Source organism: Pseudoalteromonas sp. NC201, from assembly GCF_002850255.1.
GTDB lineage: Bacteria > Pseudomonadota > Gammaproteobacteria > Enterobacterales > Alteromonadaceae > Pseudoalteromonas.
The window spans coordinates 2,392,697-2,406,294 of the sequence record NZ_CP022522.1; the positions used below are offsets into that span (position 1 = coordinate 2,392,697).

Here is a 13,598-nt window from a genome sequence, read left to right on the forward strand (position 1 = left end):
ATGGCAAATTCGTGTTTTCATTGTTTGGAGCCTATTCCTAAAGGGTTTGTAGGCTCGGTTACCTTTGAGGGTAGCGCACAACCGGTTTGCTGTATTGGCTGTCAGGCCGTTGCCGAAACCATTATTTCTCAAGGTATGAGTGACTACTATACTTACCGCACAGAAAGTGCAGGTAAAGTTGAAGAGCTTGTACCTGAACAACTCAAAATGCTACTCAGCTATGATAACGACGAGATCCAAGAGGACTTCGTCGAAATTAGCGGAGAACATAAAGAGGTACTGCTCAGTGTTGAAGGAATAAGCTGCGCCGCTTGTGCTTGGCTTATCGAAAAGCAACTGCTGGCGCTCGGTGGTATCGTTCGTGTTGATGTTAACACCTCCACTCACCGCGCCATGATTGTATGGCAAGATAAACACGTTAAGCTTAGCGATATCATTAAATCTTTGATGGAAATCGGCTATAAGGCCTACCCATTTCAAGCCGATGAAGAAGCTGCACAGAAACAAGCCGTAGCGAAAGCATACATCCGTCGTTTAGGCGTTGCTGGCCTCATGACTATGCAAGTGATGATGTTTGCATTTGCCATGTACTTTGGCATGTTTTCAGGCATGGAAGAGAACTTTGAACAGTACTTTCGTTGGATAAGTCTCGTGCTTGCCTCTCCTGTTATTCTGTATTCAGCGATGCCATTTTTAACGAATGCGGTTAAAGGGCTGAAAGCTAAACAACTGAATATGGATCTCCCTGTTTCACTTGCTATATTCGGAGCTTACGGCGCCAGTACTTACGCGACTTTTATGGAAGTCGGCGAAGTCTATTTTGAATCCATCTGTATGTTTACCTTCTTGCTGTTGTTAGGTAAATACCTTGAGTTCAGGGCCAGATTAAAAGCCAGTGAGTTTACTGCAAACCTGCAAAAGCTGCTGCCATTGACCGCCAGAAAGGTTGATGAGAATAACAATGAGCAACATATTGCCGCCAAAAAGCTAAAACTGAACGATCTGATATTAGTTAAGGCTGGAGAAACTATCCCTGCGGATGGCTTAGTGATCAAAGGCCATACCACAGTTGATGAGTCGATGATGACAGGCGAACATTTGCCAGTTAAGAAATATCAAGGCCATCAAGTGTATGCTGGAACCGTGAATCACGACGGTATAATTACGTTAGAGATCAATAAAATTGGGCAAAATACCTTGCTCAACCAAATTATTCGACTGCAACATAACGCACTTACCAAACGCCCTAAGTTGGTGGAAATCACCGATAAAGTCGCGCAGTGGTTTGTTGCCTGTCTATTAGTTTTTGCCTCAATTACCGCCATCGGCTGGTATCCCATTTCACCAGATAAGGCTTTTTGGGTCACGATTTCGGTGCTAGTAGCAACCTGTCCTTGTGCATTGAGCCTAGCTATACCCACCGCGCTGACTTGCGCCGTGGCGTCACTTACAAAGAAAGGGATCTTGATTAAAGAGGCCCATGTATTAGAAACGGCAACCAAATTAACGCGTGTTGCCTTTGACAAAACAGGCACACTGACCGAAGGCCGTTTCTCAATCAAACATATCGAATTGCTACAAACTGACTATAACGAGCAACAAGTCTTGGATTTTGCAGCAGCGTTAGAGCGGTTTTCTGAACACCCTATCGCTCGCGCATTTGCACATATCACCCCAACCGAAAACCTAGTCCAAGATGTTGAAGTTGTGGCTGGTTCAGGTATCCGTGGTCACTGGCAAGGAATCACTATTGCCCTTGGGAAAAGCCATTGGTTTGATAACCACGCGTCATTTGCTCAAGCAACCTTGTTCATTGATAACAACGCAGTCGCTGACTTTTACTTCAATGACAAAGTAAAAAGCAATGCAGAAACAGTTGTTGAACAGTTACAACAAGCGGGCCTTACATGCCATATGCTAACTGGGGATAGCTCCAATGCAGGTAAAGAGTTATCGCAGCAGTTAGCATTAGATAGCTACCAAAGCGCTTGCACACCAGAGATTAAGCAACAAGCCGTTGAGGCTTGGTCCAAACAAGGCGAGATTGTCGCTATGGTAGGTGATGGCATCAACGATAGCCCAGTATTCAATAGCGCTCACTTGTCAGTTGCGATGGATACCGGCGCTGATATCTCAAAAAATACCGCTGATGTGGTGTTGTTAAATAGCGATTTGAATGCCATTCTAGCCCTTCAGCAAGTAGCGAAACAAACGCGCAGAATAGTAAAGCAAAACTTAACCATATCACTTTTGTATAACGGCTCCATTTTGCCACTCGCTGCACTTGGCCTCATTCCACCTTGGATAGCAGTTATTGGCATGTCAGCTAGCTCGATCATCGTGATCGGTAATTCATTAAGGTTATTAAAGCTATGAGTATCATCTACGTATTAATACCTATCGCCATTTTATTCGTCATTATTGCTATTGGTATTTTCTTTTGGGCAGTAAAAAGCGAACAATTTTCAGATTTGAATAAACAGGGCCACAGCATCTTATTCGATGATGATAAAGCGCAAACGGGTGATAAGTCCGTAAAACCATCAAATGACAAAAGTAATAACGACAACTAGCATGAATGAGATAAGCTTGCTGAGTGCATTTGTGATGGGGCTTGCGGGAAGTGGCCACTGCTTGGTGATGTGTGGCAGTATTGCCAGCTCGCTACAACTGGCGAGCAAGCAACTTTCTGCGGTGGTTGTTACCCTGTTGTATAATATCGGACGTATCTCCAGCTATGCGCTTGCTGGCAGCCTTGTTGCCCTACTTGGGGCAAGTCTCGCCAAGCAAAACACATCTCTCGCCATTATATTACAATTGATGAGTGGTATTTTTATGGTGCTTGTCGCTATCTACGTAATGCGCTTAGCCAGTACCTTAAAATGGCTAGAGTCGTTTGCTAAAAGCTTAATTTGGCAACATATTGTTAAGCTCAATCGCTACTTAGTCCCGGTCAACACAAAAACCAAAGCATTTTGCTACGGCGCCTTATGGGGCTGGCTACCCTGTGGCCTAGTTTATTCGGCTTTAACATGGACATTACAAGCGAGATCAGCAACTGAAGGCGCACTCATTATGCTCGCCTTTGGTGTCGGCACAATGCCTGCAATGATTGTAATAGGACAATCGGCTCAGCTGCTACAAAAGTTTATAAATCATTTAGTTACACGTATTATTATGGGTAATTTATTGATTTGGTATGGTGTTTATTTAATTATTATTGCAACTGATAAGTTAGTACATTAACCTATCCTTATCTAAGCAAACTCATCATTTAAGATTATTGGTTAGCGCTTTGAGATTAGGAGCTCCAATTGATAACCAAATTTTCTTTTGCGTGTCATATGAGTTTGTGGCGATCTGTAGTACCAAAGCCGTTATGCTTTGTACTAGGTTGCCTTCACGTGCGTCATAGACTTATGGAAATTTTATGGACTTAAGTAATCAAAACCGCTCAAAGAGCCAATGCACAATCAGCTGCAATAATTGCAGTATCAGTCAGCTTTGTCTCCCATTTTCGCTCAATGGCAGTGAAATGGACAAGCTAGATGAGATCATTGAACGTAAAAAGCCGCTTCATAAAGGAGATTTTCTTTTCGAGTCAGGTGCGCCATTAAATGCTATCTTTGCCGTTCGTTCCGGCTCATTTAAAAGCTACACACTGTCTGAACAAGGTGATGAGCAGATCACAGGATTTCACCTTGCGGGCGATCTTGTGGGTTTTGATGCCATTAATAAAATGCAGCACCAAAGCTTCGCACAAGCTTTAGAAACCTCTATGGTATGCGAAATCCCTTTTGACACCCTTGATGAGTTAGCTGGTAAGCTGCCAAAACTGCGCCAACAGATCATGCGATTAATGAGCAGTGAAATCAATTACGACCAAGAAATGTTGTTATTACTGAATAAAAAGACTGCTGAAGAACGCTTAGCAACTTTTATCTATAACCTTTCAAATCGCTTTGGCGAGCGTGGTTTTTCTCGTAAAGAATTCCGCTTTACGATGACGCGCGGTGAAATTGGTAACTACTTGGGTCTTACTGTAGAAACCATTAGTCGTTTACTCAGCCGTTTCCAAAAAGCTGGAACAATAAAGGTCGAAGGCAAGTTCATTACCATTATTGATGCTGCAGCCCTAGCTGAAACAGCCGCGATTGCATCTTGATTTAGAACAAACTATTTATCGTTAAGACTTTATCCTTAGATAGGATCGGTTACACTCAATAAGGTCAGAGGTGAAAAGCTTCTGACCTTATTTGTATACCGTTTTAAGGAGATAGTCGTGGATAAAATCAAAAGTATACTCACCGTAATTGATCCAACTAAAGAGCGCCAAAATAGCTTAGAACGCTCTATCAATCTTGCCAAGCGTACCGGTGCAGCCATCACTGCATTTATGTCTATTTATGACTTCTCCTATGAAATGACCACGATGTTGTCTAAAGACGAGCGTGAAGCAATGCGTGAAGCGGTGATCAAAGACAGAGAAGCATGGCTTGCCGATATGGTTAAGGACTTTTCTGATGTGAGTATCCAAACTAAAGTGTTGTGGCACAATCGCCCCTACGAAGCGATCATCAAAACCGTGCTTGCGCATGATTATGATTTGGTCATTAAATCTACGCATCAACACGACACCCTGAAATCAGTGATCTTCACCCCAACCGATTGGCATTTAATTCGCAAATGCCCTGCGCCTCTATTACTGGTTAAAGATCACGCTTGGCCAGATCAAGGCAACATTATTGCAGCGGTAAACTCTGTCAGCGATAACGAGCAACATCAAGAACTTAATAAACGTATCATTACGGATGCTCAGTTTTTATGTGAATTAGCCAATGCCAAATTGAGCCTGGTAAACACCTATCCAGCAACGCCTGTTAATATTGCCATTGAAATTCCCGAGTTTAACCCATCGCAATACAATGAAGCCGTGAAAAAACACCATGAAGACGAAACGTTTGCACTTGCAGAAACTTATTCAATAGATAAAAGCGACTGCATCATCAAAGAAGGTCTACCAGAGGACGTTATCCCCTACGTTGCTAAAGAAAAAGACGCTGAGTTGGTGGTCATTGGCACTGTCGGTCGCACTGGACTGAGTGCAGCGCTGGTTGGCAATACTGCTGAACATGTGATTGATAGCTTAGATTGTGATGTCTTAGCACTAAAGCCTGATGGCTATAAATCCCCATTAGAAGACTGAGGCGTAGACTCGGAATAACAGCTGCTAGAGAAAAGAGCTGATCACAAGTTTAGATTGGAATGTGCGGCAAATACACAGCCACACATTCCGTTTACTTGAGCTGTGCAAGCCAAAAAGTAAAATAGTTAAGAAGTATAAGACTATTTAGGCTAGTCTGGGTAAATCACTATTGAGAATTAAATATTGGTTACATCAATGAACAATGATTCATCAATGTTTGTCGAGGAAACCACTGCTTCGTTAAAATCATAAGCTTCTCGCTCACCGTCTCTATCTAGAGGCAAACTTTCAAAATCAAAGAGTTCAGTGTCAGCCAGTTGGCTTGGACTAACATTCTGAATTGATTTGAAAATATTCTCTACTCGACCTGGCGTCTTCTTGTCCCACTCAACCAACATAGATTTAATATTTTGACGTTGCAGGTTTTCTTGCGAACCACATAGGTTGCACGGAATAATAGGAAAATCCTTATGTTCAGCGTATTGAATAAGATCTTTTTCACGTGCATAAGTGAGCGGGCGGATCACCACATTACGACCATCATCAGAACGTAGTTTGGGTGGCATCGCTTTCATTCTCGCGCCGTAGAACATGTTTAAAAACAGCGTTTCAACAATATCATCTAAGTGATGACCCAGTGCGATTTTTGTCGCGCCAATCTTTTCAGCAAATGAATACAAAGTACCACGGCGCAAGCGTGAACAAAGGCCACAAGTCGTTTTTCCCTCTGGTACTTTTTCTTTTACGACTGAGTAGGTATCTTTATCAATGATATAATAAGGAATGTCTAACGTTTCGAAGTACTCTGGCAAAATATGCTCTGGGAATCCAGGCTGCTTTTGATCCAGATTGACCGCGACCACATCAAAGTGAATTGGTGCCGCTTTTTTTAGGCTAAGTAAAATATCCAGCATGGCGAATGAATCCTTACCACCGCTGATACAAGCCATCACCACATCGCCTTCTTCAATCATATTGTAATCTTTGATGGCGTTGCCGACATTACGGCGCAGACGCTTTTGCAGCTTATTAAACTCTAAAACTTCTTTGCGATTATCTTGCTCTGTCATGGTGTTAGGTGCCGTATTCATACTTACTCAACTGCGTACTGTGCGCATTATCGCGCTAGTACATTACTACATCAATTATGGGGCGCCGATTATACGTGAAATTAAGATGAGGTAAAATACAAAAATGGCGCCGCTTTGGGCGCCATAGTTGGGAACAAATAAATTAAAGGCCGAACACTACCTTTTCACTTTTTAGCATACGACTGCTTAGGTAGGTGAAAATAGCAAACAACCCCAGTGTGACCGCGCTCGACAATAATAGTTGTGGTACCGGTATCGCGTTGCCTTTAATGATTTCAATCATTGCATTTTGCTGCGCTGCGATCGGCATCCACTGCATAATGTCAGTGGCAATATCATAGGTCGTTGCCATACTCATCATTACCGGAATGAACAGCGCCATCGCCACATAAGATTGCGCTTCTTTAAATGATTTAGCTAAGAAAGAGATAAATATCAATAAACTGGCAGACATTAACGCAATAGGCAGGCCAATTATAATTGCTGAAATAATAAATTTAGGACCAATGACCACTGTAAAGCCCATCATTTCCCATGGCACCATATTATAAGCAAACTTAGATACTATGGTGGTTAACACTAAAGCAATGATAGAAAAACCTGCGATTGCCCCCACTTTAGCTAACACAATATGCATGGTACTGATCGGATGGCTAAGTAATAGCTGTAATGAGTTACGTTCACGCTCCCCTGCACTACTGTCAATCGCCATACCCATCGCCGCATAAAATAGCGAAATAATAATAGATAATGTTGCAATACCTAATACGAAGCCTCCTTTAGAGGTCGGTGTCGCTTGGTCATGAGTTTGGACATCAATCGCACGTGCAATAGTCGGATCGATACCACGCGCGACTAATCGCAATGAAGCAACTTCGCTGTTGTATAACATGAGGTTACGCTCTAGTCGGTTAATTGATGAACGTAACTTTTGCTCCGATTTATCAGCAATGATAAATACCGTCGCACTCTTACCTTGCATCATATTTTCTTGGTAATCTTCGCTGATCTCCAAGGTAATAGCTTTAACTTCTTCGTCTTCACCATGTTCAATTTCTTTACTCGCTAAAAATTGCACTAAGTTTGGCGCATTTTCTGCGTTATTAATGGTGATTTTGAGTGCTTCAGGCGAAGCCATTTGCTTAAACATGACGGTAAACAATACACACATTAGAATAGGTGCACCGATACAATAGTAAAGGCCAGCCATCACTGAACGTTTGTCGCGGCTTGCGTCTAACACTTCTTTTTTAAATAAAACTGAGATTAATTTCATCATGCTGCAATTCCTTCATCTGTACCTATCAGGGTAATGAAAGCTTCCTCAAGCGACGCTTTACCTGTTTGTTCACATAGGGCCTCTGGAGAACCTTCCGCGACCACTTTGCCTTTCGCCATGACCACCACATGATCACAAAGTGCTGCAACTTCTTGCATCACGTGGCTAGAAAATAAGACACAGTGACCTTGCGCCTTAAGCATCATCAACAAATCCCGTAACACTCTGGTACTCATTACATCTAAACCACGTGTTGGCTCATCAAGTACAATATTCGTTGGTTTATGCACGATTGCCTGTGCCAACGCCGTTTTCATTCTTTGGCCTTGTGAAAAGCCTTTACAGCGTCTATCCGCGATATCCAACATTTGTAGCTTTTCTAATACTTCTTGCGTCGCTGTAGCGGCCGATTTTGCGTCCATGCCACTTAGTTCAGCGTAAAATTGGGTATATTCACGCGGCGTCATGCGCTCGTAGAGCCCACATGGGTCTGGGAACAATCCTAATTGTTGTTTTGCCCTGGTTGGCTCTTTGGCAACATCAATACTATCGATAGACGCCATACCTTGATCAGCTTGAAGCAGGCCAAATACGGTCCGTAAGCAAGTCGTTTTACCAGCTCCGTTGGGTCCCAATAGTCCCGTAATTTGACCATCACGAGCGGTAAATGACAGCCCGTCTAGCGCGTTCACTTCACCAATCTTTTTATGTAAGTTATCTACTTGGATCATGAGTTACTCCTTATCAGCTGTTGCAGGGCCATTGATGTTCATAAAGAATTGTTTGCGTGTGTCTTCTTCAAGACAACTGGTATCAAAGTCTCCCACTGTCTTTTCATCGTAAAACTTAGCAATAAGCTTATTAGCACAGCTTTGTCCTGCGACAATATGCGTTGCCGTTGGTGCAACTAAGTGTGTGGCATTGCTTAGTTTTTCCATCGCAACTTCGGCCCACTGAGCAGGCGTTGCTGGGTCTAATCCGCCAGAAAGTAGTAAGGTTGGAATATCGGACGCAACGGGTTCATAGTAACTACTCGACACCGGACTCACATTCCAAATTGGGCACGTCGCATCCAACCCTGTAATCATCATCTTACCCATATAGTTTTCACCATATTTCGCTTTGTCCGCAGCCGTTAATCGTGGCCAATCTTCTCCACATACAATTGCCTGATGCATCCCCATGGCCAATCCAAGGCCGTCTTCACTTGGTGCCATCATGCCAACTAGAGGAGCAAGGTTACCTTTAGTCGCTTCACTAATCGCAAGCGGCACCAATGCTCGGGAGGTATGAGAGTAAAGCGCCATCCTAATCGCGCTAAATAGCTTCATTTTGGTCATCGTCATTGCGAGCGGTTTACTGGTTCTAGGGTGAAGCACAGAAACCTCTATCGGCGTTTGCCCAACTTGCTCCAGCAAGCTTTGCCATTGCTGCTTTAGATTAGGATAATTATTTGCACACTTTTTATCGGCTTCACATTGTGCAAATAGGGCGTTCAATGACTCTTCTATCGCGCCACCAATCGCCATTAAACTTTGGTTATTGGGTGCAAGACCATCTAACACGGCCGATGCAACACTATCAGGGAACTGTCTCATATACTCAAGTGCGATGCGTGTTCCATATGAGCCACCGTATAAGTGTAACTTGCTATAACCGAGTGCGGTTCTTACCGCGTCAAAATCTTTTGCTGCCGCAACAGTTGTGTAATCGGAAAGATCTGTGTCTAGTTTTTCTTTGCACTTTAGGGCATCTTCTTTGTAAAAATCGAGACCCAGCAAGGTATCATTTAGCGCAAATTGTTGTTCAAGGTTATCCATATCACATTGCAATAGATTGGATTTTCCGGTTCCCCGTTGGTCAACAAGTATGATGTCTCTACTTTCTCTAGCGTATTTAAGGATCCTTTCAAAATTTGCTGCGATTTCGGTGGCTGATTGTCCAGGCCCCCCTGCAAACGCAATAATCGCTTCTTGTGGGTAAAGCTGTTTTATTGCAGGAATAACCATAAAGTGAATATCAATTTTTTGTTCTGTTTTGGTTTCACTTAATGGTTGTGAGATTTTGCCGCATTGTGCTCTATCATCGAGCCCCTTTGCATAGCAAGCGGATAATTCTGCTGTTGATGCTGCTGCTTGTAATGGCAGCACAGTTCCTAAAACGAAAGGAAGCAGCGCTAGCTTTACTAAGCTTTTCTTAAACTTAAATGGCTTTTTCATAGTTATTTCCTTGTTGACTCACGGTCAGTATGCTAACTTTAAGTGAGTGTATCAGTGTATTATTGTATTAATACAGTAGAATTAGAGTAATGCTAGATCTTATTCATGTCAACCCCAACAGCGCAGAGCCGATTTATAAGCAGCTATTTGATCAGGTAGTGCGTTTAATTGTGTCAGGTAAAGCACAAGCCGGAGAAGAGCTACCTTCTGTAAGAAAGCTAGCTGAACATTTCTCGGTAAATCCGATGACTGTCTCTCGAGCAATCGGGCAACTTGTCGATCAAGGTTGGCTTGAACGAAGACGCGGTCAGCCGACACGAGTAGCACAACAGCCAACCACACAACAGACCGATAGTCTGCTCAACAAAAACCTAGATATTTTAATTAATGATGCGAAACAACTTGGGATCACCAAGGTTGAGTTGATATCATTGATAGATAAAAACTGGGGACAAGAATAATGACAAGCCCACTACTACAATTCACCAAAATCCATAAACAATTTTCCGACAAGTCTGTTCTTGAAAACATAAACCTTACTATTGAACCTGGTATGGTTATGGGTCTACTGGGACGAAACGGTGCAGGTAAAACTACGCTACTGCGAATTGCACTTGGACTAATCGAACAAAATAGTGGTGAAGTTAGCTGCCTCAACAGCAGCAATCTAGAGCTGAGTCCTACATGCAAGAGCCAAATTGGCTATGTGCCACAGCAACCCTGTGGTTATCAAGGTTTTAAAGTCAAAGACGCCCTCGCACTGCACCGCAGCTTTTATCAAAATTGGGATAATACGCTAGAACAAGAGTGGCTTTCTCGCTTCGAGTTAGACGAAAACAAGCTAGTAAGTAACCTTTCAGTTGGTCAGCAACAAAGCTTAGCGCTGATAATGGCGATGTCGTATCGACCTAAGTTACTGATCCTTGACGAGCCTGTTTCAAATCTCGACCCCATCGCACGCCGAGAATTTATGTCGGACTTATTTGAGCTAGCGCTTGAGTCCGGCTCTGGTGTACTTTTCTCCTCGCATATTACATCTGACGTTGAGCGCGTCGCGAGTCATATTGCTATTATTAAAGATGGTAAGGTATTGGTTACTGGCGAACTAGATACACTGAAGGAACAGATTAGACTTGTTCCGCATCACCTTACAAGCAACCTTCCATCAGCAGAGCTGCTTCACCAATCTGAACGTTTTAGCATTTACCAAGCTCAAGACGGCTCAAATTGGCCAACGGACCTACAGCAAAGCCATAGCAACCTTGAACAACTTTTTGTGGAGCTACACACATGAGCACGTTAACTCGGCGCAATTGGTGGACAGGGTTTTCCGGCTTTTGGTTACGAGAGTGTGGCTCTGCAAATTTTTTCATTCCGGGGATCTTAGCTTCTATTGCTACACCATTATTAACCTTAATAGAAGAGCAAAACATACAAACATTTAGCTTGGTCTTTGCTATCAGCGCCTTATGGATGGCTTTTTGCTGGCAGTTAGTGAAATTACAAGCACAGGAAAGCGCATTACTATTCCCTGCAATTAAACGGCACGTATACTTACAAGGACTTGTAATACTAGTCGTTGGCTACATGTTCAATGCACTCGCTCTTTTCAACCGCCCCGCGCCAGAAGTTGCTTATGCCATGTTGTTTGCAACAAGTTTTGGTGGTAGTTTCTTTTTATTATGTATTCGAAATAGCTTTTATTTTAAACATAATAGCTACGTTTTCATGCTCGTACTCATGCTCGCTATGTTTTTTGGTGATACTCCACAAGTTTTAGCACTACTCGCCATTCCCTTCATATTAGTGGCAGTTTATCTGCTGATTACACGAAATAATAACTGTCAATGGCATCATTTGGCATATCAAACCTACATAAATAATATACAGACTGGCTGGCTCCCGAGTAATACCTTTACCCCTGATTTCCTCACTCAGCGGTTTAGGCAATTTTTTATGCCGATGAGCTATTTTTCAGGCAACCTGTTGATACAAACTTGTCAAATATTTTTTCTCTCTGGGCTTTTAGCCATTGTGGCAGTCGGCTTTTTTGGAGTCACAATTCAATTTATCACTGGCTTTACCGATATGCTTGTTTTGATGGTCGCTATTTTTGTCTGTTGGTCCAAACTACAAACAAAAATGACATGGGACCAGCTCTATCTATTACCTGTCTATTCAAGCCTAAAATCAATTAAACAGGCCTATCACGTTGCAGCAGTTAAGCTTGGCTTTTGCTTATCTTTGTTTCAACTTACAGTACTGCTGGTTTGCAGCTTCCTTACCACATTTGAGACTGTGGTTTTCTACCTTATGATATTTATCGGCTCGGTTGCAGGATTTATTCTTTGCGTTGCACTAGGGAGCATCATAACGAGCGCCCTTACGTTGTCACTTTCGTGCATGTTCGTAATCATTTTACATAGTGCGTTTAAATCTTACCTGTTAAATCACGAACACTCAGTTGCCACTCTATATCTGTTATTGGGCTATGTTGTGGTAGCCACTTCATTGCTCCTTTACAGTAATAGAAAGTTTGACTAAGACGTGCTCGGATCCGAGATGTTGCTCATATAGGCGTAGCACGAACCAAAGACTGTGCTAATAAGAATAAAAGAGTGATAGTGAGCATAAGTCGATTATCACTCTTTTTATCCGCTATATTTAATGGGAGTGGGTTCGACTATTAATAAAGTCGGTAACCGAAAACAACACCCCAGAGATCACGAAAGTAATATGTATGCCTACTTTCCAAGCAAGCTGCTCACTGGTTAAGTCTTGAGAATGGATAAAGACTTTGAGTAGTTCTACCGCAGATATTGCTACGATGGCACTGATCAATTTGATTTTAAGGCCCGAGAAGCCAACCTTTCCCATCCAAGTCGGCTTATCTTCTTGGGGCTCAACATTGAGCTTAGAAACGAAATTCTCGTAGCCACTAAAAATAATAATGATCAACAACCCGGCCAGTAAAGCCGTATCAACCAATGTTAAGATACCAATGAGTAACTCTTGGTTTGTCGCCGTAAGCGCACTGATGGTCATCACATAAAGCTGTTTAAAGAACTTAAGTAACAACAACACAATCGCGAGCAGTAGGCCAACAAAGAAAGGCGCTAACAGCCATCTTCCTTTAAATAAGGTTCTTTCTAAGAGATATTCATAACGATTAAATTGCTCATTCGCAGACTTAGTTTCTTGCTCCATGTTTTTGATTTTCACCATGTTTAGTTAGTTTTACTTAACCTTTAAATGTAGCATCAACGCTTGTATTTCTCACCATTTATTAATGTAAATTTGAATCAATTTTCTGCTCTTAAGGAGAAAATTAATTCGTTTTCCTTATTTTAAATTTTGCTTTAAAACATGCTTGTTCTTTCAACTAACAGGTAACACGAATGAAAACCTTAGTTTCATCATTAATCATCGCTCTATCTCTTTTTGCTTGTGTACAAGTACAAGCGGATGAAGAGTTACCAGTCGCGCCTGCAGATTTGGTTCAAGAGTTAACTCAAATGTGCCTTGATTGGGCAAAAGATGATGATGTACAAGCATCTGAGATGAAAAAATATGTTTTGAATTGCGTTAACGACGAGCTAGAAGCAACTGGCTATCAAAAAGTCAAAGACGTAAACATTAAATAACACCATTTGTTTTAAGTAAATGAGTTATTTCACCCTTCAAATTGCTTGGAGAATTAGTGTAATTGGTATAATACCAGTTCGCTTAATTAAGTGATGGCATTCATGATGAAAAGGCCGCTCAATACGTTGAACGGCCTTTTGTTTTTAATAACATTTTGG

The 13,598-nt window shown here is 42.2% G+C and carries 14 protein-coding genes; 9 read left to right on the forward strand and 5 right to left on the reverse strand.

Going from position 1 to position 13,598, the window contains the following annotated elements:
• The 5 genes from PNC201_RS10110 (at position 1) to uspE (ending at position 5,206) form a co-directional block, all read left to right on the forward strand.
• The gene (locus PNC201_RS10110; RefSeq protein WP_102056970.1) at positions 1-2,376 is read left to right on the forward strand and encodes a heavy metal translocating P-type ATPase; all 2,376 of its coding nucleotides are present in this window, start codon (positions 1-3) and stop codon (positions 2,374-2,376) included.
• Positions 2,373-2,573, forward strand: a complete 201-nt coding sequence (gene ccoS, locus PNC201_RS10115; protein WP_102056971.1) for a cbb3-type cytochrome oxidase assembly protein CcoS — start codon at positions 2,373-2,375, stop codon at positions 2,571-2,573. The genes PNC201_RS10110 and ccoS overlap by 4 nt, the downstream gene beginning before the upstream one ends.
• A 1-nt stretch (position 2,574) precedes the next feature.
• Positions 2,575-3,246, forward strand: coding sequence for a sulfite exporter TauE/SafE family protein (locus PNC201_RS10120; protein WP_102056972.1), 672 nt, complete (start codon positions 2,575-2,577; stop codon positions 3,244-3,246).
• A 184-nt stretch (positions 3,247-3,430) separates the two neighbouring features.
• Complete coding sequence (locus PNC201_RS10125) at positions 3,431-4,165, forward strand: FNR family transcription factor (protein ID WP_010373979.1); 735 nt, start codon at positions 3,431-3,433, stop codon at positions 4,163-4,165.
• A 117-nt stretch (positions 4,166-4,282) separates the two neighbouring features.
• Positions 4,283-5,206: a universal stress protein UspE gene (gene uspE, locus PNC201_RS10130; protein WP_010605017.1), complete on the forward strand. Its 924-nt coding sequence runs from the start codon at positions 4,283-4,285 to the stop codon at positions 5,204-5,206.
• A gap of 176 nt (positions 5,207-5,382) precedes the next feature.
• Here the strand turns inward: uspE and ttcA are convergent, their stop codons facing one another.
• The 4 genes from ttcA to PNC201_RS10150 form a co-directional block, all read right to left on the reverse strand.
• A complete protein-coding gene (ttcA, locus tag PNC201_RS10135) occupies positions 5,383-6,276 on the reverse strand; it encodes a tRNA 2-thiocytidine(32) synthetase TtcA (protein ID WP_010373971.1) in 894 nt (297 codons plus the stop codon).
• Between the two features lie 163 nt (positions 6,277-6,439).
• Entirely contained in the window at positions 6,440-7,576 is a 1,137-nt protein-coding gene (locus PNC201_RS10140) for an ABC transporter permease (protein WP_102056973.1), read from the reverse strand.
• Positions 7,573-8,307, reverse strand: a complete 735-nt coding sequence (locus tag PNC201_RS10145; RefSeq protein WP_095729531.1) for an ABC transporter ATP-binding protein — start codon at positions 8,305-8,307, stop codon at positions 7,573-7,575. The genes PNC201_RS10140 and PNC201_RS10145 overlap by 4 nt, the downstream gene beginning before the upstream one ends.
• Before the next feature lie 3 nt (positions 8,308-8,310).
• On the reverse strand, positions 8,311-9,795 hold the full coding sequence (locus PNC201_RS10150) for an alpha/beta fold hydrolase (protein WP_102056974.1): 1,485 nt from the start codon (positions 9,793-9,795) through the stop codon (positions 8,311-8,313).
• Positions 9,796-9,884: 89 nt separating this feature from the next.
• On the opposite strand from PNC201_RS10150, the gene PNC201_RS10155 reads away from it, so the two are divergent.
• Genes PNC201_RS10155 through PNC201_RS10165 form a run of 3 tightly spaced genes read left to right on the forward strand, consistent with a single transcriptional unit; the run spans position 9,885 to position 12,339 of the window.
• A complete protein-coding gene (locus PNC201_RS10155) occupies positions 9,885-10,256 on the forward strand; it encodes a GntR family transcriptional regulator (protein WP_010605021.1) in 372 nt (123 codons plus the stop codon).
• Positions 10,256-11,089: an ABC transporter ATP-binding protein gene (locus PNC201_RS10160; RefSeq protein WP_102056975.1), complete on the forward strand. Its 834-nt coding sequence runs from the start codon at positions 10,256-10,258 to the stop codon at positions 11,087-11,089. Before PNC201_RS10155 ends, PNC201_RS10160 begins: the two co-directional genes overlap by 1 nt.
• Positions 11,086-12,339: a hypothetical protein gene (locus PNC201_RS10165; protein ID WP_010605023.1), complete on the forward strand. Its 1,254-nt coding sequence runs from the start codon at positions 11,086-11,088 to the stop codon at positions 12,337-12,339. Before PNC201_RS10160 ends, PNC201_RS10165 begins: the two co-directional genes overlap by 4 nt.
• Before the next feature lie 120 nt (positions 12,340-12,459).
• On the opposite strand, the gene PNC201_RS10170 is transcribed toward PNC201_RS10165, so the two are convergent.
• A complete protein-coding gene (locus PNC201_RS10170) occupies positions 12,460-13,020 on the reverse strand; it encodes a TIGR00645 family protein (RefSeq protein WP_010605024.1) in 561 nt (186 codons plus the stop codon).
• A 173-nt stretch (positions 13,021-13,193) separates the two neighbouring features.
• On the opposite strand from PNC201_RS10170, the gene PNC201_RS10175 reads away from it, so the two are divergent.
• Positions 13,194-13,439: a hypothetical protein gene (locus tag PNC201_RS10175; RefSeq protein ID WP_010605025.1), complete on the forward strand. Its 246-nt coding sequence runs from the start codon at positions 13,194-13,196 to the stop codon at positions 13,437-13,439.
• Positions 13,440-13,598: the final 159 nt, after the last annotated feature.

Bases quoted from the DNA above. Each gene is read 5' to 3' on its own strand.
- PNC201_RS10110 (WP_102056970.1), top strand. From the start codon at position 1: ATGGCAAATTCGTGTTTTCATTGTTTGGAGCCTATTCCTAAAGGGTTT.
- ccoS (WP_102056971.1), top strand. From the start codon at position 2,373: ATGAGTATCATCTACGTATTAATACCTATCGCCATTTTATTCGTCATT.
- PNC201_RS10120 (WP_102056972.1), top strand. From the start codon at position 2,575: ATGAATGAGATAAGCTTGCTGAGTGCATTTGTGATGGGGCTTGCGGGA.
- PNC201_RS10125 (WP_010373979.1), top strand. From the start codon at position 3,431: ATGGACTTAAGTAATCAAAACCGCTCAAAGAGCCAATGCACAATCAGC.
- ttcA (WP_010373971.1), bottom strand. From the start codon at position 6,276: ATGACAGAGCAAGATAATCGCAAAGAAGTTTTAGAGTTTAATAAGCTG.
- PNC201_RS10140 (WP_102056973.1), bottom strand. From the start codon at position 7,576: ATGATGAAATTAATCTCAGTTTTATTTAAAAAAGAAGTGTTAGACGCA.
- PNC201_RS10145 (WP_095729531.1), bottom strand. From the start codon at position 8,307: ATGATCCAAGTAGATAACTTACATAAAAAGATTGGTGAAGTGAACGCG.
- PNC201_RS10150 (WP_102056974.1), bottom strand. From the start codon at position 9,795: ATGAAAAAGCCATTTAAGTTTAAGAAAAGCTTAGTAAAGCTAGCGCTG.
- PNC201_RS10155 (WP_010605021.1), top strand. From the start codon at position 9,885: ATGCTAGATCTTATTCATGTCAACCCCAACAGCGCAGAGCCGATTTAT.
- PNC201_RS10160 (WP_102056975.1), top strand. From the start codon at position 10,256: ATGACAAGCCCACTACTACAATTCACCAAAATCCATAAACAATTTTCC.
- PNC201_RS10165 (WP_010605023.1), top strand. From the start codon at position 11,086: ATGAGCACGTTAACTCGGCGCAATTGGTGGACAGGGTTTTCCGGCTTT.
- PNC201_RS10170 (WP_010605024.1), bottom strand. From the start codon at position 13,020: ATGGTGAAAATCAAAAACATGGAGCAAGAAACTAAGTCTGCGAATGAG.
- PNC201_RS10175 (WP_010605025.1), top strand. From the start codon at position 13,194: ATGAAAACCTTAGTTTCATCATTAATCATCGCTCTATCTCTTTTTGCT.